This window comes from Mycolicibacterium phocaicum (genome assembly GCF_010731115.1).
Lineage (GTDB): Bacteria > Actinomycetota > Actinomycetes > Mycobacteriales > Mycobacteriaceae > Mycobacterium > Mycobacterium phocaicum.
Genome location: NZ_AP022616.1, coordinates 2,554,928 through 2,571,498, shown reverse-complemented (window position 1 = coordinate 2,571,498; position 16,571 = coordinate 2,554,928). Strand labels below are relative to the sequence as shown.

The window sequence follows — 16,571 nt, the reverse complement described above, 5'->3', positions numbered from 1 at the left end:
GAGCACAATCGGCGTTGATGCAGAGCCCGGCCGTGCCTGAACCAGCGGTAGCTGTTGGCGAGGACCCGCGCAGTTACGCGCGGTTGATGTCGGCTGTCTACGACGCGACCATGTCCGGCGGGCGGGCCCCGGCGCGGCCGCGCGATGTGATCGGCGAATCGTGGCAGCGGATGCTGGCCCGCGGCGTCAACCCCGATACCCACATCCCGCCGGTCATCGAAGCGTCCGGGCTCGATGCGCTGCGCAAGTCATCGGGTCTGCTCGCCGTGCTCGACGACGTGTCACGCGGCCTGGAATCCATTGTCGCCGAAGGGGACAACATCCTCGTGCTGGCCGACGCGCGGGGCCGGGTGCTGTGGCGGTCCGGGTCCGCGGCCGTGCTGGGCAAGGCCGACCGGCTCGGGTTCGTCGAGGGTGCCAACTGGGGTGAGGGTGCCGTCGGCACCAACGCCATCGGGACCGCGCTGGCGTCCAACCGGGCCGTGCAGGTCTTCTCCGCCGAGCATTTCCTGCGCAGCCACCACGCCTGGACCTGCGCGGGCGCCCCGGTCCGCGACCCGCGCACCGGCCAGGTCATCGGCGTCGTCGATGTCTCCGGCCCGGCCGCGACGGTGCACCCCACCACCGTCGCGCTCGTCGACGCGGTCGCCCGGCTGGCCGAAGCGCACCTGCGCGAGCAGCATGAGGGGACGCTGAACCGGCTGCGAATGGTCGCCGCGCCGATCCTGGCCCGCATCGGCGCTCCGGCGCTGGCGGTCGACGCCGACGGCTGGGTGGCCGCCGTCGACCAGATGCCGCTGCACAACCGGATTCTGCTGCCCGACGAACTGGCCCCGGGGCGGGCATGGATCCCGACCCTCGGACGGTGCGACGTCGAGATTCTCCCCGGCGGATGGCTGGTCCGGCCATCGATCGCCGCGGCCGACGACGACGCGACCGCCACCCGCGTCGTCCTGGACCTGCGCGGCGCTCCCGTCCTGGAGATGGCCGGGCAGTTCGGTGGCTGGCGCCACGACATCTCGCTGCGGCACGCCGAAATCCTGCTGGTGCTGGCGATCCACCGGAACGGGAGGTCGGCATCGGAGCTCGCCGAGGACCTCTACGGCGACCGGAGCCGGGTGGTCACGGTGCGGGCCGAGCTGTCCCGGATGCGAAAGCAGTTGGCGGGCTTGATCCTTGGCAAGCCCTACCGGTTCGGCGACGACGCCGTCATCGACGTGCGCTACCCGGCCGACCGCTCGACGCTGCTCGGCGCCTCGACGGCACCGGCCATCCGGGCCCTGCGCGCCGTCGCCTGAACCGGGGGCACCTTCACCTCGCGAGCAGACGCAAAACTGTCGTTTTCGTCGGGAAAACGACAGTTTTACGTCTGCTCGCGGGAGATAGGCGACCGGCTAATCTGGCTGAATGCTGGATCTCACCGCCGACCCGATCGCTCTGACCGCCGCCCTGGTCGACATTCCCAGCGAGTCGCGGCACGAGCAGCTCATCGCCGACGAGATCGAGACCGCACTCAAGGCCCAGGCGCCGCACTTCGAGGTGATCCGCAACGGCGACGCCGTGCTGGCCCGGACCAACCTGGGCCGGCCGTCGCGCGTGCTGCTGGCCGGGCACACCGACACCGTCCCAGCGGCAGACAACCTGCCGAGCCGGCTCGTCGGCGACGAGCTCTGGGGCTGCGGCACCTCCGACATGAAGGCAGGCGATGCGGTGTTCCTGCATCTGGCCGCCACCATCGCCGAGCCGACGCACGACATCACGCTCGTCATGTACGACTGCGAGGAGATCGAGTCCAGCGCCAACGGTCTGGGCCGCATCGAACGTGAACTGCCGGACTGGCTCAAGGCCGACGTCGCGATCCTCGGCGAACCGTCGGGTGGCCTCATCGAAGCCGGCTGCCAGGGCACGTTGCGTGTCATCGTCCACGCCGCCGGTACACGCGCGCATTCGGCGCGATCATGGCTGGGCGACAACGCGATTCACAAACTCGGTGCCGTTCTCGAGCGGTTGACGGCCTATCAGGCGCGGCAGGTGGACATCGACGGCTGCGTCTACCGCGAGGGCCTGTCCGCGGTCCGGATCGACGGCGGCATCGCCGGCAACGTCATCCCGGATGCCGGCTCGGTCACCGTCAACTTCCGGTTCGCCCCGGACCGCAGCGTCGAGCAGGCGCTCGCGCACGTCCACGAGGTGTTCGCCGGTCTCGACGTGCGCATCGACCTCACCGACTCGGCCGCCGGTGCCCTGCCCGGGCTGACGCAGCCGACCGCCGCCGCGCTGGTCGCCGCGGCCGGGGGACAGGTGCGGGCCAAGTACGGCTGGACCGACGTGGCACGCTTTGCCGCCCTTGGCATTCCGGCCGTCAACTACGGGCCGGGCGACCCGAACCTCGCGCACAAGGTCGACGAGCGGGTGACGACGGCGGACATCACCGCGGTCACCGACATTCTGCGGCGGTACCTGACAAGTTGAGTAGCGTTCGCGTCGACAGCTGGATTTTCGCCGTCCGGATCACCAAGACCCGGGCCCTGGCCGCCGCGGCCTGCCGGGCCGGACACGTGCGCGTCAACGGCGTCACGGTGAAGCCGGCGCAGCTGGTCGGTCCGGGTGACGAGGTTCGCGTCCGGCTCGAGGGCCGCGAGCGCATCGTCGAGGTCATCCGGCCCATCGCCAAGCGGGTCGGCGCCGCCGTCGTCCCCGAATGCCTGATCGACCGCAGCCCGCCGCCACCCGCCAAAGAGACGATGCCTGCCGTGCCCGTCCGCGACCGGGGCGCGGGCCGGCCCACCAAACGTGAACGGCGGCAGCTGGATCAGCTGCGCGGGTACTGAGCGGAGATTAATCAGTTGCGCTCGTGAGTACTGTGGGTTTTGCAACTGCTGTCAACCGAGGTGGGCCGAAAACATGCTGGGAGAAGACATCTCCGGATAACCGGAGTACGCCCTCGCCCTGTCACTCTCACGAGAGCTTTTGCATGTCTTCTATTACGTGTTCCCATTTGTCGTTTTCCTGGCCCGACGACACCGAGCTGTTCTCGGACCTGTCGTTCACCGTGGGTGCCGGTCATACCGGACTTGTCGCCCCCAATGGCGCGGGTAAGAGCACGCTTCTCAAACTCATCGCCGGAGAGCTGCAACCGACCGGCGGCAGCGTCACCGTCGACGGCTCTCTCGGCTACCTGCCGCAGACGCTGCCGTTCGCAACCGACCTGACCGTCGCCGAAATACTCGGCGTGGCATCCATATTGGCGGCCCTGACGGCGCTGGCGGACGGCGACGCCTCCGAGGCGGTGTTCACCGCCATCGGCGATGACTGGGACATCGAGGAACGCAGTACCGCGCAGCTGGCGCGGCTCGGCCTCGACGTCCCCCTCGACCGGGTGCTCGGCACCCTGTCCGGCGGAGAGGTCGTCACCCTCGGGCTGGCCGCGCAATTGCTCCGGCGTCCCGATGTTCTGCTGCTCGATGAGCCCACCAACAATCTGGATTCCGCTGCGCGGCAACGGCTCTACGACGAGCTGGACCGCTACCCAGGCACCCTGTTGTTGATCAGCCACGACCGTGCGTTGCTCGACCGCATGGACCGCATCGCCGAACTGCGCGACAGCGATGTCCAGTTCTACGGCGGCAATTTCACCGCCTACCAGGACGCGGTCGCCGAGGCGCAACGCGCTGCGGTTGACGAGATGCGCAACGCGGAGTCGCAGCTCAAACTCCAGAAGCGCCAGATGCAGCAGGCCAGGGAGCGCGCCGCCCGCCGGGCCGGCACGGCCGCCCGCAACCTCAAGGATGCTGGACTGCCGAAAATCATTGCCGGGAAACTCAAACGCAATGCTCAGGAATCGGCAGGTCGCGCCGACGAGGTGCACGAAAAACGAGTCGACGACGCCCGCGCCCGTCTCGACGCCGCCGAACGCGCAGTGCGCGACGACGACGTCATCGCCCTCGATCTGCCGAACACGGAAGTGCCCGCAGGCCGGACGGTGCTGAGCGCGACCGGGCTCAACATCCAGCGCGGTGGTCGGATGCTGTTCGCCGACAACGGAATCGACCTGGACATCCGCGGACCCGAACGCATCGCCCTGGCCGGTCGCAACGGCGCGGGCAAGTCCACGCTGCTCAAGATGATCAACGGTGACCTCCAACCGGATATCGGAACCCTGACCCGGGGTGGCGGCCGCATCGCCTACCTGTCGCAGCGTCTCGATCTGCTGGACGAGCAGCGCAGTGTCCTGGAGAACCTGATGGCCTGGGCGCCGACCCTGAGCATCACCCGCCGGCGGCATCTCCTGGCGCAGTTCCTGTTCCAGGACAACAGGATCGAGCTACCGGTGTCGGTCCTGTCGGGCGGGGAGCGGCTGCGCGCGACGCTGGCCTGCGTGCTGTACGCCGAACCGGCACCGCACCTGCTGTTGCTCGACGAACCGACGAACAACCTCGACTTGGTCAGCGTCGCGCAGCTGGAATCCGCGCTCAACGCCTACCGCGGTGCCTTCATCGTGGTGAGTCACGACGAGCGGTTTCTCGACGCGATCGGCATCGAACGCCGGATGACGCTGGAGTGAAACCAGCGTGCACGGTCGGCGTGCCGGCTCTCCTGCGGCGCTTGCGATTTGAAACTGTCAGCATCGGCTGACAATGTCGGTTTTTGTGACAGCTCCGGGTCGAAGGCGCCGGGGTGGCGGTCGACTTCTGCGGTCCGAGCGCTGAGCACTCGACAAGCAAATCCCTTGCCGCAGTTGAGTGTGCGTCCTCGCTGAACTCTTGCGGGTAGACATCTGCGTAGACGCACGATCAACCGCTGGGCGAGGCCTGGCCTAGGGCGTGTCTGATAAATAGGGCAGCCAGATCGTGACGGCGCGTAGGACCGCGGCGGCGCGGTAGACGATGGCGAGTTTGTCGTAGCGGGTGGCCAGACCGCGCCATTGCTTGACTACGTTGAAGTTTCGCTCCACCACGTTGCGGCCTTTGTAGTCGAGGGCGTCAAAGGCCGGTGGCCGCCCACCTTGTGAGCCTCGGCGTTTACGGTTGGCGATCTGATCACTGGGTTCAGGTATCGCCGCGCGTATTCGGCGTTGCCGCAACAAGGTACGGGTCGCGCGGCTGGAATAGGCCTTATCGCCACGGACTCGGTCCGGGCGGGTGCGTGCCCGGCCGCCGCTGCGGCGGCTGACTTTCAAGTGAGCGAGCAAATGCTCGAACACCGGCCCGTCGTGGGCTTGGCCGGCGCCGACGAGCACCACCAACGGTCGTCCACCACCGTCGACGAGGTGGTGAATCTTGCTGGTCAAACCGCCTCGGGAGCGGCCGATGCCATGGTCAGGCGGCTCGATCGCCAGATTCGTGTAATTCGACCCAGCCCCCTGTGTCACGGGTGAGGTTTGTGGCGTGCTGATGGGCGCGGGCGATCGTGGAGTCCACCGACACTGCCCAATCGAGGATTCCGGCATCCTCGGCCGCAGTCAGCAACCGTGCCAACACCGTGTCCCAGGTGCCATCAGCGCTCATCCGCCGATGCCAGGTCCAAATGGACTGCCACGGACCGAACACCTCAGGAACATCACGCCAGGCGATACCACACCGGTAGCGGTAAATGATGCCCTCGACCATCGAACGTGCATCCTGAAAAGGCCTGCCCCGCTTACCGGTACGAGCAGGGAGTAGATCCTCGATCAACGACCACTGAGCATCAGAAAGCAACTGAAACCGCGACACGAATTCAGCCTGCGGTACAACACCCCAAATCTTTGTCAGACACGCCCTAGATGTCCTGCGGCCGAGTCTGGGCCGGGCGGCGTGGTGGGGGAGCGGCGACACCCGACGGACCGCCGGCGCCCGACGGGCCGGCCGCCGGGCCCTCGCCTTCACCCGCGTCACCCGACTGACCACGGTGCTCGACCGACAGGATCCGCTTGTCGTCCTCGCCTTTTTCGTGGCGCTCCGGGTCCCGGCGCTCCCGGTCCCGATCGTCGGCATCCGACTTGTCATGTTCGCCAACAGAATCCACGCCACCGGAGTCGCTCAGCCCGCCCAGCCCCGATCCGGCCGCATGTCCGGCGCCGACACCGTCAACCCCGCCCAGTCCGCCGAGCAGCCCGCCCAACACGCCACTCACGCCCTGGGCGATCTGCCCCGGAATCTGTCCCAACGTCTGTGCCACGCCTTGGGCGATCTGGCCGGCCTGCTGGCCCACCTGCCCGAGCGTCTGCGCCACGTCGCCACCGCCGGCGGCGGGGCTGCCGGGGACCGCCGCGCCGACCCCACCTGGCGTGCCGGCACTGACGCCGCCACCGGCCCCGCCTCCCGGGATGCCCTCGGCGGCCGAAGACAACCCACGCGCGCCCTGCTCGTCACCGGCCCGGTATGCCTCGGCGGCGCGGTGCAACTGCTCGGACATCTGCTGGCCGGCCGCGCCCGTCGACTGCAGGATGCTGTCGCGTCGCGCCATCACCCCACCGAGCGCCGAATTCATGCCGTGGGCGATCAGCCCGTGCGTCGTCGCCGGACCGGCCGGGCCGACCGACTGGCCGAGACCCGCGCCGTTCTGGAGCTGACCGAGCCCGGCCGCAACCGCGTCGTGCACCCGGGCCATGCCCAGCACACCCTCGGTATTGACGTACAGCGGATCGCCCATGATCTGCCCCCTCGAAGACCTGTTGCGGTCAATCCTATGGCGACGTCGATGACGTGCCCTGCGGCAAATGGTCAGGCGCGATCGGCGGCGACCTCCGCCGCCACGGCCCGAGCCTGCCTGCCGAACGCACAGTCGACGCCGACGCGGTCGAAACAGTCCGCGGCCCGGACATCGCCCAACAACGCCGCGTCGTGCAGGACGCGCAGCGCCACCGCCGACTGGCCGCCCCGCTCGGCGGCGCGGAGCGCCTCGCGGGCGGCGGCGATCGCGCCGTGGTGGTCCCGCCGAGCGGCGGTGGTCCAGGCGCGGGCCAGGGCCAATTCGGGCGCGAACAACATCGACTTCAAGCCGTGCCTGGCTTCGGCACGGGCCAGAGCCCGGCCCGCCTCGGCGGTGGCCCCACGCTGGCCGAGCGCCCGCGCCAACAGCATCCATGCCAGCGGACCCCACGAATATCCGGTGCGCGCCAGTACTTTCGTCGCGCCCTGCAGTACTTCGATCGCCGCGTCGAGCTCGCCTCGTGCGATCAGAATGTCGGCCAGCAGCACCTCGCCGATGGCCCGCCCGGGCTGTTGGGACTGCGTGAAGTCGATCAGCTCCTGGGCCAGCTGCTGAGCCTTGTCCGGCTCGCCGGCCAACAGCAGGACCGTGGTCTGCCCGAACCCGCTGGTGAACCGCAACAGACCCGGCTGCCCGGCGGCCAGGGCGCGCTCGGCGAAGCCGTCCACCTCGGTCAACCGGCCTGTGCGAGCACAGCTCAGCGCGGCCGCCGACGCCGCCCAGCCGACGGCGGTGTCGCTCGGTTCGGCACTGGCCAGCACCGAGTCGGCGAGCTGCATGGCCCGGTTCAGATTGCCGGCGTTCATCGCGAACGTCGCCGACAAGGCGTCCAGGGTGACCTGCGCCGCCGGCGTCTGGACGCGGCTTCTGACGGTGCGCAGGAAAGCCGTCGCCCGCTCCGGTTCGGAGAGCATCCAGAACTGGTTGGCCGCGCGGGGCAGTGCCCACATCATCAGGGCCGGTTCGGTCAGCGCGGACGCGTCGACCTCGGCCAGCACCGCGTCGGCATCGACGCCGCGTCCCTGCCAGGCCAGGGCATAGCTCAACGTCACCCGGGTGGCCAGGCCGCTGGCCGGCAGCGCCGCCCGCCCCAGCCGTTCCGCCAGTTCGAGATCGCCGAGGCGCAGGGCATCGTCGGCGGCGGCAGCGAGTTCGGCGACGGGTAATGCGTCGCCGCCGTCGAGCGCCCGCACCGCACGCCGCAGCCGGCCGACGACGCCGTCGCCGTCGGGTGGCGGCGGCGCAGAATCGTGCGGCACCACAGCACGGACCGGCTCGTCAGCAGTCACCGGAACCACCAACCGGTCCCGAACCAGCGACGAAAGACCCTCGGGCAGAGAATGATTCGATTCCGCCGTGACGATGACCCGGGCCGCTCCCGACACCGCGAGCTGATACACCAACGACGCCGACAGCCGGTCGAGCAGATGCCCGTCGTCGACGACCAACAGCAGTCCGGTCCCGAGCGCCTCCCGCGCCGCGCGCAGCACCTGGATCGTCCGGCCCGTCTCGGGCACCGTGAACAGCCGCTCGAAAGCACCGAACGGCACCCGCGAATCGGCGGCGGTGCTGGTGATCCAGGCTGCTCGTTCGAAGCCGGGCGCCAGCTCGTCGAAAGCCACGCGCGCCGATGTGGTCTTGCCAGACCCGCGGGCACCCGTCAGCAGCGCACCGGCCCGGGTTTCGACGCCCGCTTTCAGCTGGCTGAGCACCACGGTCCGATCCTATGGCTGCGCGGCGGACGGCATCGCTCGATTAGCGTTGTGCTGTGCTGGCCGACAACACCCCCGAGAATCCCTACGCCGTCTGTGTCTACTGCGCCGCCGGTCCCCGTCATCCCGAATTGCTCACCCTCGCCGGCGATGTGGGCCGGGCCATCGCCGCGAAAGGCTGGACCCTGGTGTCCGGCGGCGGCAACGTCTCGGCGATGGGCGCCGTCGCCGACGGAGCCCGGGAGAACGGCGGCCGCACCATCGGCGTCATCCCCAAGAAGCTGGTGCATCGCGAGCTGGCCGACGTGAACGCCAGCGAGCTGATCGTCACCGACACCATGCGCGAGCGGAAGCAGATCATGGAGGACCGGTCTGACGCCTTCATCGCGCTGCCCGGCGGTATCGGCACCCTCGAGGAGTTCTTCGAGGCCTGGACGGCCGGCTACCTCAACATGCACGACAAGCCGCTGGTGATGCTCGATCCGCACGGCCACTACGACGGCCTGCTGGCCTGGCTGCACACGCTGGTCGACACCGGTTACGTCCAGCGGGCCGCGCTCGACCGGCTCATCGTCGTCAAGGACGTCGACGAGGCCATGGCTGCTTGTGCGCCGCGTGACATCGCTCACTAGGCTCACCGGGCATGAGTGACGAGACATCACGCACCGGCGTCGGGCTGCTCGATATTGCTAAGCAACTGCCCGGTTTCCTGTCCGACGCCCCGGTGATCCTTCGCGGCCTGATCACCGGCTTCGGTGCCAGCCCGACGGCGAAGACGTCCATCGGCAAGGTGTTCCAGGAACGCGCAGTGGCCAACAAGGACAAGGTCTTCATCAAATTCGAGGACCAGCGCATCACCTACGGTCAGGCCAACGCGACGGTCAACCGCTACGCGTCGGTGCTCGCGGCCAAGGGCGTCGGTCCGGGTTCGGTGGTCGGCATCATGCTGCGCAACTCGCCGGACGCCGTGCTGCTGATGCTGGCGACCGTCAAGTGCGGCGCGGTCGCCGGAATGATCAACTACAACCAGCGCGGCAATGTCTTGGCGCACAGCCTCGGCCTGCTCGGCGCCAAGGTCCTGGTCACCGAGTCGGACTTTCACGAGCCCGTCATCGAGTGCGGTGCCGCTGCGGAGCTGACGACGGGCCTCATGTCGGTCGAGGAACTGCGCGAGCTGGCCGTCGGCCAGTCGACCGCCAACCCGGTGGGCACCAGCCAGATCCTGGCCAAGGAGAAGGCGTTCTACATCTTCACCTCGGGCACCACCGGCATGCCCAAGGCCAGCGTCATGACGCACTACCGCTGGCTGCGCGCGCTCGGCGGATTCGGCGGGCTGGGGCTGCGCCTGAACAGCAGCGACACGCTGTACTGCTGCCTGCCGCTGTACCACAACAACGCGCTGACGGTCGCGACGTCGTCGGCCCTCAACGCCGGTGCCGCGCTGGCGCTGGGCAAGTCGTTCTCCGCCTCGCGGTTCTGGGACGAGGTCATCAAGTACGACGCCACCGCCTTCATCTACATCGGAGAGATCTGCGGCTACCTGCTGAACCAGCCGCCCAAGCCCACCGACCGCGCACACAAGGTCCGGGTCATCGCCGGCAACGGACTGCGCCCCGCGATCTGGGACGAATTCACTTCGCGCTTCGGCATCAAGCGGGTATGCGAGTTCTACGCCGCCAGCGAGGGCAACACCGGCTTCGTCAACGTGTTCAACATCGACAAGACCACCGGCATCTGCCCGTCGCCCGTCGTCTACGTGGAGTACGACCTGGAGACAGGAGAGCCGGCCCGCGGCCCCGACGGCCGGCTGCGCAAGGTCAAGCGCGGCGAACCGGGCCTGTTGCTCAGCAAGGTCAACAACCTGCAGCCGTTCGACGGCTACACCGACAAGGCCGCCAGCGAGAAGAAGTTGGTGCGCAACGCATTCAAGGACGGCGACGTCTGGTTCAACACCGGTGACCTGATGCGGTCGCAGGGCTTCGCGCACGCCGCGTTCGCCGACCGGCTCGGCGATACCTTCCGGTGGAAGGGCGAGAACGTCGCCACCACCGAGGTCGAGGCCGCGCTCGGCGCCGACGACCAGGTGGAGGAGTGCACGGTGTACGGCGTCGAGGTGCCGGGCTGCGGCGGCCGCGCCGGCATGGCGTCGGTGCAGCTGCGCGAAGGCGCCGAATTCGACGGCGCGCGCCTGGCCAAGGCCGGCTTCGAGCACCTGCCCGCCTACGCGGTGCCGCTGTTCATCCGGATCGTGCCCGAGCTGGCGCACACCTCGACGTTCAAGAACCAGAAGGTGGACCTGCGCAAGCAGGGCTACGGCGACGAGGTATCGGACCCCATCTACGTGCTGTCCGGCCGCGACGAGGGTTACGTGCCGTTCTACCCCGAGTACCCGACCGAGGTGAAGGACGGCAAGAAGCCGCGCTAGCCAGGGATTTGTGCACGATTTTCCGCGCTAACCGCGGAAAATCGTGCACAAATCACACGGTGGCGAAGTGGGCACTGATCGCATCGGCGGCCACCTCGGCGCCGTCCCGTGCCCGGATGTCGGCACCCAGTTGGGCCGCTGCCCGGCGATAGCTCGGGATGGCGAGCACCCGTTGTACGGCAGCCCGGATCTGTTCCGCGCCGGCCTTTTTCGGCAGGGCGATACCGGCGCCGGCGCGTTCGACGGCGGCCCCGACGCCTTTCTGGTCGATCATGGGATTGGCCGGCATGATGACGAGCGGCACGTCGAACGACAGCGCACGCATCGTCGTGCTGTGGCCGCCGTGGCCGACCACGAGCGACGTCGTCGCGAGCACCTCGTCGTGATCGAGCCAGTCGTGCAGTGTCGCGTTGGCAGGCACCCGCAGGCCCGCGGTGTCGATGCTGGCGCCCACGGTGACGGTCACGTCGACCGGCAACGGTGCGAGCGCGTCGAGGATGTTCTGCAGCATCGCCCGTTGCCCACCGAAGCCACATGTGCTGAGGCTCACCAGGATTCGCGGCGTCTCGGCGCTGACGGACGGAGACGGTGTGCCCTGCCAGACCACTCCGGTGTGGATGACGGGCGGCGTACCGCGCATCGGGTCGAGGTCGGCGCGGGCGGCGACGATCTGCAGCGCGTCGGCGCGCTCGGGCGCTCGCGGATCCATGCCGCGCAGCTTCGCGTACCAGCCCATCGGGCCTGCCACAGCGTCCTGAACCGCGCGGTAGAAACAGTGGACGAACACCACCGTCGGGATGCCGCTCTTGATGACGTCGGCGGTCACGGAGACCAGGAGGGTGTCGACGACGATGGCGTCCGCGTCCTGCCGCCGCGCCGCGTCGAGCACCTGCCGGCCGAGGCTTCGGTCGGTGATCTCCCGCGTGAACATGGCCATCATCGCCGGCAGTGACCGCGGTGTGGTCGGGTTGAATTCCCTTCCGGTGCTGAAGGTTTCGAAGGTGAAGTCGGCGTTCTCGACGCGTTCGCGGGCGCCGACGTGGCCGATGAAATGGATGTCGGCGCCGCGCTTCCGGAGTGCGCGGGCAACCGCGATCTGTGGCGGGATGTTGCCGCCGCCGTCGACGATGGCCCACAGGATCTTCATGGCTCCCTACCCCTTCGGTCTCATCCATCGGCGGTCGAGTTCTGTTCGCCTGCATTGTCCAGGCAAATCAGATGATGTTTCGTTCGGCGGCCAGATCGGGGACAAAACAGGTTGGTTCTCACGATCGCAACTCACTCAGCGAAAGTCCAGCAAACCAAAAATATTTTGCCTTCGGAAACCGGGCAGGCGCCGAGGTGGCGGGCTACGCCGAAGCCACAGCGGTCGCCCGGGGCGGCGGGCGACCGCTGCCGTCTTTGCCACGGCGGTGACGGCGGAATCGGCGGATTTGCGGCAGCCCGATAGCCTGGGAGCCGTGCAGTCCTCCGCAAGGGGCCAATTCCTGGGACGCCAGGTGGCCGGCGATCGCGCGCTGATCATGGCGATCGTCAACCGCACCCCGGATTCCTTCTATGACCGGGGGGCGACCTTCAGCGACGGCGCGGCCAAGGACGCGGCGCACCAGAAGATCGCGGACGGTGCCGACGTCATCGACATCGGCGGCGTCAAAGCGGGACCAGGCAGCACCGTCGACGCCGACGAGGAGATCGCGCGCGTGGTGCCGTTCATCGAATGGCTGCGCGGCGAATACCCCGACCAGCTGATCAGCGTCGACACCTGGCGCGCGAACGTGGCCAAGCAGGCGTGCGCGGCCGGGGCCGACCTGATCAACGACACCTGGGCCGGCGCCGATCCCGGACTGCCGGAGGTGGCCGCTGAATTCGGGGCGGGGCTGGTCTGCTCGCACACCGGCGGGGCAGTGCCGCGCACGCGGCCCTTCCGCGTCAACTACGGCGTCACCGAACGCGGTGTGGTGGACGACGTCATCGCCGAGGTCACCTCAGCGGCGCGGCATGCCGTCGATGTCGGCGTCTCGCGCGACGCCATCCTGATCGACCCGACGCACGATTTCGGCAAGAACACTTACCACGGTCTTAGTTTGTTGCGCCACGTAAAAGATCTTGTAAATACCGGATGGCCAGTCCTGATGGCCCTCAGTAACAAGGATTTCGTGGGGGAGACTTTAGGTGTCGAACTGACCGAGCGCCTGGAGGGGACGCTGGCCGCGACGGCACTCGCCGCCGCTGACGGCGCCGCCATGTTCCGGGTGCACGAGGTGGGCCCCACCCGACGCGTCCTGGAAATGGTCGCTTCGATCCAGGGCGGGCGTCCACCGAGCCGAACAGTGAGGGGACTCGCGTGACCCTAACGCCCGATTTGACCGCAGAAGGCATCGCTCGCCATGCGTGGCTGGCCGAACGCAGCTGGAGTCGGCCGACGTGGACCGTCGCCGAGCTCGAGGCGGCCAAGGCCGGCCGGACCGTCTCTGTCGTGCTGCCCGCGCTGAACGAGGAAGAGACCGTCGCCGACGTCATCGACAGCATCAGCCCGCTGCTGGGTGGTCTGGTCGACGAGCTCGTCGTGCTCGACTCCGGTTCCACCGACGAGACGGAACTGCGCGCCATCGAGGCGGGCGCCCGGGTCGTCAGCCGCGAACAGGCGCTGCCCGAGGTGCCGGTGCAGCCCGGCAAGGGTGAGGCACTGTGGCGCTCACTGGCGGCCACCAGCGGCGACATCATCGTGTTCGTCGACTCCGACCTGCTCGACCCCGACCCGATGTTCGTGCCCAAGCTCCTGGGTCCGCTGCTGCTCGCCGACGGTGTGCACCTGGTCAAGGGCTTCTACCGGCGGCCGCTCAAGGTCGGCGGCGCCGAAGATGCCAACGGCGGCGGCCGGGTCACCGAACTGGTGGCACGTCCGCTGCTGGCGTCCCTGCGGCCCGAGCTGACGTGCCTGCTGCAGCCGCTGGGCGGCGAGTACGCCGGCACCCGGGAGCTGCTGACGTCGGTGGGGTTCGCGCCCGGCTACGGCGTCGAGATCGGTCTGCTGATCGACACCTACGACAAGCTGGGCCTCGACGCCATCGCGCAGGTCAACCTCGGCGTGCGCACGCACCGCAACCGGCCGCTGACCGAGCTGGCCGCGATGAGCCGTCAGGTGATCGCCACGCTGCTGTCGCGCTGCGGCATCAGCGATTCCGGCGTCGGACTGACCCAGTTCTTCGCCGACGGCGACGCCTTCACGCCCCGCACCTCGACGGTGTCGCTGATCGACCGTCCCGCCATGAACACCCTGCGCTGACCCGCCTCGGCGGCGCTTGTCGGTGCCATCCGGCAGGATCGTCGGTGTGACGCTGATTTTGATCTACCTCGTGGTGCTGATCCTGGTCGCGGTGGTGCTGTTCGCCCTGGGCACCGTGCTGTTCGGTCGCAGCGAGCAGTTGCCGCCGCTGGCGCGGGGCACCACAGCCACCGTGCTGCCCGCATCCGGTGTCACCGGCGCCGACGTCGACGCCGTCAAGTTCACGCAGACCCTGCGCGGCTACAAGACCAGTGAGGTCGACTGGGTGCTGGACCGGCTGGCGCAGGAGCTGGACTCGCTGCGCGGCGAGTTGACGACGTTGCGGGCGCAGACCGCGGATGCCGAGCAGTGACCGCCGTCGAGCAGACCAGGTGCGGGTGGGTCGACATCGGCGACACTGCGGACGCGGTGTTGTACCGCGACTACCACGACACCGAATGGGGCCGCCCGCTGCGCGGCACGCAAGCGCTGTTCGAACGCGTCTCGCTGGAGGCGTTCCAGAGCGGCCTGTCCTGGCTGATCATCCTGCGCAAGCGGGAGAACTTCCGGGCGGCGTTCCACGGATTCGACGTCGCCACGGTCGCCGGCTTCGGGGAGAAGGACATCGACCGGCTGTTGGCCGATCCGGGCATCGTCCGCAACCGCGCCAAGATCGAGGCGACCATCGCCAACGCCCGGGTGATCGACGGCGGTCTGGACCTCGATGAGCTGCTGTGGTCGTTCGCGCCACCATCGCGGCCGCGGCCCGCCGACCTGGCGCAGGTCCCGGCGACCACACCCGAATCGGTGGCCATGGCCAAGGAACTCAAGCGCCGCGGATTCCGGTTCGTCGGCCCGACCACGGCGTATGCGTTGATGCAGGCCACCGGGATGGTGGACGACCATGTCGAGGCCTGTTGGGTGCCCCGGCACAGCTTGTCGGAGGCGTGACGGGCGGGTCTTTCACACCCTCCGGTAGCGATAGGGAACAATAGACGTAGTTCAGTTGCAGTTCAGTGCCGTGAGCCGACCCGCTGAGTGGGTGGCTCCGGCCTTGATCCGGGACCGTGGATGCGGTCCGGGCGCGTGCGGAGGGAGCACCCGATGGCGGCGATGAAGCCCCGGACCGGCGACGGTCCACTGGAAGCAACCAAAGAGGGGCGCGGCATCGTCATGCGGGTACCGCTGGAGGGTGGCGGTCGTCTGGTGGTCGAGCTGACCCCGGATGAGGCCGCAGCCCTGGGCGACGAACTGAAGAACGTCACCAGCTAGTTCAGCCGCAGACGCTCCGATAGATGTCGAGCGTCTGCTGGGCGACCTGCATCCAGGAGAACTCCTCGATGCACCGCCGACGGCCGGCCTGCCCGAATGTGCGGGCCTGTTCCGGGTTCCGGACCACCGCGTTGACCGCGTCCGCGAGCCCTGTCTCAAACCCCACCGCGTCTTCGGCGTCGTAGTGCACCAGTAATCCGGTGGTGCCGTCGTCGACCACCTCGGGAATGCCGCCGACGTCCGAGGCGACCACGGCCGTGCCGCACGCCATGGCTTCGAGGTTGACGATGCCGAGCGGCTCGTAGACCGAGGGGCAGACGAAAACCGTTGCCGTCGCCAGGATTTCCCGGATCTTCTCGAGCGGCAGCATCTCTTGGATCCAGTGCACCCCGGCGCGCGTCGCGCTGAGCTCTTTCACCGCGGCCGCGACTTCGGCGGCGATTTCGGGGGTGTCGGGTGCGCCCGCACACAGCACCAGCTGCACGTCGGGGTCGAACTGGTGGGCCGCCGCGATGAGGTGGCCGACGCCCTTCTGCCGGGTGATGCGCCCGACGAACGCCGCGATCGGCCGGTCCGGATCGATCCCGAGGTCGACCAGGGTCTGCCCTGCCTCGACCGGGTACCAGTCGTCGGTGTCGATCCCGTTGCGCACCACGTGCACTCGCGCAGGGTCCAACTGCGGGTAGGTGGCCAGGACGTCGGTCCGCATGCCCGCGCTGACCGCGATGACGGCGTCGGCCGCTTCGATCGCCGTGCGCTCGACCCACGACGAGATGCGGTAGCCGCCACCGAGTTGCTCGGCCTTCCACGGCCGCCGCGGCTCCAGCGAGTGCGCGGTCAGCACGTGCGGGATGCCGTGCAGCAGTGCCGTGAGGTGTCCGGCCATGCCGGTGTACCAGGTGTGCGAATGCACCACATCCGGCATGGCAGCCGGACCGGCGAATGCGTTGTTGACCATCGCCAGGTCCGCCGACAGCGTCGTCAGGGCCGCGTTGGCCCCGGCGAGCAGCGGATCGGGCTGGGCCACGAAGGCGTCCCGCCGGTGCACTCCCATGCAGTGGACGTCGACGTCGCACAGCTTCGTGAGCTGGCCGACGAGTTCGGTCACATGCACGCCCGCGCCGCCGTAAACCTCCGGTGGATACTCCCGCGTCATCATCGCCACCCGCATGTCGATGACGTTAACGCGTGCGACGGGTTGGGG

General features: G+C 68.6%; 16 protein-coding genes. 11 read left to right on the top strand and 5 right to left on the bottom strand.

Annotated elements, in window-relative coordinates:
* The first annotated feature begins 17 nt into the window (after positions 1-17).
* The 4 genes from G6N46_RS12290 to abc-f all read left to right on the top strand — a co-directional run bounded on the left by G6N46_RS12290 (position 18) and on the right by abc-f (position 4,564).
* Positions 18-1,298 (top strand): GAF domain-containing protein, encoded by a 1,281-nt coding sequence (locus tag G6N46_RS12290; protein ID WP_138249634.1) that lies wholly within the window; start codon positions 18-20, stop codon positions 1,296-1,298.
* A gap of 109 nt (positions 1,299-1,407) precedes the next feature.
* Complete coding sequence (dapE, locus tag G6N46_RS12285) at positions 1,408-2,472, top strand: succinyl-diaminopimelate desuccinylase (protein WP_138249633.1); 1,065 nt, start codon at positions 1,408-1,410, stop codon at positions 2,470-2,472.
* Positions 2,469-2,831: an Hsp15 family ribosome-associated heat shock protein gene (locus G6N46_RS12280; protein ID WP_064860489.1), complete on the top strand. Its 363-nt coding sequence runs from the start codon at positions 2,469-2,471 to the stop codon at positions 2,829-2,831. Before dapE ends, G6N46_RS12280 begins: the two co-directional genes overlap by 4 nt.
* 143 nt (positions 2,832-2,974) lie before the next feature.
* Complete coding sequence (gene abc-f / locus G6N46_RS12275; protein ID WP_138249632.1) at positions 2,975-4,564, top strand: ribosomal protection-like ABC-F family protein; 1,590 nt, start codon at positions 2,975-2,977, stop codon at positions 4,562-4,564.
* A 252-nt stretch (positions 4,565-4,816) separates the two neighbouring features.
* On the opposite strand, the gene G6N46_RS12270 is transcribed toward abc-f, so the two are convergent.
* The 3 genes from G6N46_RS12270 to G6N46_RS12260 all read right to left on the bottom strand — a co-directional run bounded on the left by G6N46_RS12270 (position 4,817) and on the right by G6N46_RS12260 (position 8,360).
* Positions 4,817-5,699, bottom strand: a protein-coding gene (locus G6N46_RS12270; RefSeq protein ID WP_407665193.1) for an IS5 family transposase whose coding sequence is annotated in 2 segments (ribosomal slippage) — positions 4,817-5,369 and positions 5,368-5,699 — 885 coding nt in all. Because the reading frame shifts where the segments join, the coding sequence is not laid out codon by codon here.
* Between the two features lie 61 nt (positions 5,700-5,760).
* Positions 5,761-6,633: a type VII secretion target gene (locus G6N46_RS12265; RefSeq protein ID WP_138249631.1), complete on the bottom strand. Its 873-nt coding sequence runs from the start codon at positions 6,631-6,633 to the stop codon at positions 5,761-5,763.
* Positions 6,634-6,704: 71 nt separating this feature from the next.
* A complete protein-coding gene (locus G6N46_RS12260; RefSeq protein WP_407665192.1) occupies positions 6,705-8,360 on the bottom strand; it encodes an AAA family ATPase in 1,656 nt (551 codons plus the stop codon).
* Positions 8,361-8,461: 101 nt separating this feature from the next.
* On the opposite strand from G6N46_RS12260, the gene G6N46_RS12255 reads away from it, so the two are divergent.
* Together G6N46_RS12255 and fadD6 are read left to right on the top strand one after the other, a co-directional pair.
* A complete protein-coding gene (locus G6N46_RS12255) occupies positions 8,462-9,037 on the top strand; it encodes a cytokinin riboside 5'-monophosphate phosphoribohydrolase (RefSeq protein ID WP_133425593.1) in 576 nt (191 codons plus the stop codon).
* 11 nt (positions 9,038-9,048) lie between these two features.
* Positions 9,049-10,830: a long-chain-acyl-CoA synthetase FadD6 gene (gene fadD6 / locus G6N46_RS12250; RefSeq protein WP_138249630.1), complete on the top strand. Its 1,782-nt coding sequence runs from the start codon at positions 9,049-9,051 to the stop codon at positions 10,828-10,830.
* A gap of 52 nt (positions 10,831-10,882) precedes the next feature.
* Here fadD6 and G6N46_RS12245 read toward each other — a convergent pair whose 3' ends face one another.
* The gene (locus G6N46_RS12245) at positions 10,883-11,977 is read right to left on the bottom strand and encodes a glycosyltransferase (RefSeq protein WP_138249629.1); all 1,095 of its coding nucleotides are present in this window, start codon (positions 11,975-11,977) and stop codon (positions 10,883-10,885) included.
* A 376-nt stretch (positions 11,978-12,353) separates the two neighbouring features.
* Between G6N46_RS12245 and folP the strand changes: the two genes are divergently transcribed.
* The 5 genes from folP to G6N46_RS12220 all read left to right on the top strand — a co-directional run bounded on the left by folP (position 12,354) and on the right by G6N46_RS12220 (position 15,367).
* Entirely contained in the window at positions 12,354-13,178 is an 825-nt protein-coding gene (gene folP, locus G6N46_RS12240) for a dihydropteroate synthase (RefSeq protein ID WP_064857811.1), read from the top strand.
* A complete protein-coding gene (locus tag G6N46_RS12235) occupies positions 13,175-14,116 on the top strand; it encodes a glucosyl-3-phosphoglycerate synthase (RefSeq protein ID WP_138249628.1) in 942 nt (313 codons plus the stop codon). The genes folP and G6N46_RS12235 overlap by 4 nt, the downstream gene beginning before the upstream one ends.
* 46 nt (positions 14,117-14,162) lie before the next feature.
* Complete coding sequence (locus G6N46_RS12230) at positions 14,163-14,468, top strand: DivIVA domain-containing protein (RefSeq protein WP_060999033.1); 306 nt, start codon at positions 14,163-14,165, stop codon at positions 14,466-14,468.
* Positions 14,465-15,046 (top strand): DNA-3-methyladenine glycosylase I, encoded by a 582-nt coding sequence (locus tag G6N46_RS12225; RefSeq protein WP_138249627.1) that lies wholly within the window; start codon positions 14,465-14,467, stop codon positions 15,044-15,046. The genes G6N46_RS12230 and G6N46_RS12225 overlap by 4 nt, the downstream gene beginning before the upstream one ends.
* Positions 15,047-15,199: 153 nt before the next feature.
* Positions 15,200-15,367, top strand: a complete 168-nt coding sequence (locus tag G6N46_RS12220) for a DUF3117 domain-containing protein (protein WP_005059648.1) — start codon at positions 15,200-15,202, stop codon at positions 15,365-15,367.
* A 1-nt stretch (position 15,368) separates the two neighbouring features.
* Here the strand turns inward: G6N46_RS12220 and glgA are convergent, their stop codons facing one another.
* The gene (glgA, locus tag G6N46_RS12215) at positions 15,369-16,538 is read right to left on the bottom strand and encodes a glycogen synthase (protein ID WP_138249626.1); all 1,170 of its coding nucleotides are present in this window, start codon (positions 16,536-16,538) and stop codon (positions 15,369-15,371) included.
* Positions 16,539-16,571: the final 33 nt, after the last annotated feature.

Coding starts and splice junctions, on each gene's coding strand:
- G6N46_RS12290 (WP_138249634.1), top strand. CDS start 18: ATGCAGAGCCCGGCCGTGCCTGAACCAGCGGTAGCTGTTGGCGAGGAC.
- dapE (WP_138249633.1), top strand. CDS start 1,408: ATGCTGGATCTCACCGCCGACCCGATCGCTCTGACCGCCGCCCTGGTC.
- abc-f (WP_138249632.1), top strand. CDS start 2,975: ATGTCTTCTATTACGTGTTCCCATTTGTCGTTTTCCTGGCCCGACGAC.
- G6N46_RS12265 (WP_138249631.1), bottom strand. CDS start 6,633: ATGGGCGATCCGCTGTACGTCAATACCGAGGGTGTGCTGGGCATGGCC.
- fadD6 (WP_138249630.1), top strand. CDS start 9,049: ATGAGTGACGAGACATCACGCACCGGCGTCGGGCTGCTCGATATTGCT.
- G6N46_RS12245 (WP_138249629.1), bottom strand. CDS start 11,977: ATGAAGATCCTGTGGGCCATCGTCGACGGCGGCGGCAACATCCCGCCA.
- folP (WP_064857811.1), top strand. CDS start 12,354: ATGGCGATCGTCAACCGCACCCCGGATTCCTTCTATGACCGGGGGGCG.
- G6N46_RS12220 (WP_005059648.1), top strand. CDS start 15,200: ATGGCGGCGATGAAGCCCCGGACCGGCGACGGTCCACTGGAAGCAACC.
- glgA (WP_138249626.1), bottom strand. CDS start 16,538: ATGCGGGTGGCGATGATGACGCGGGAGTATCCACCGGAGGTTTACGGC.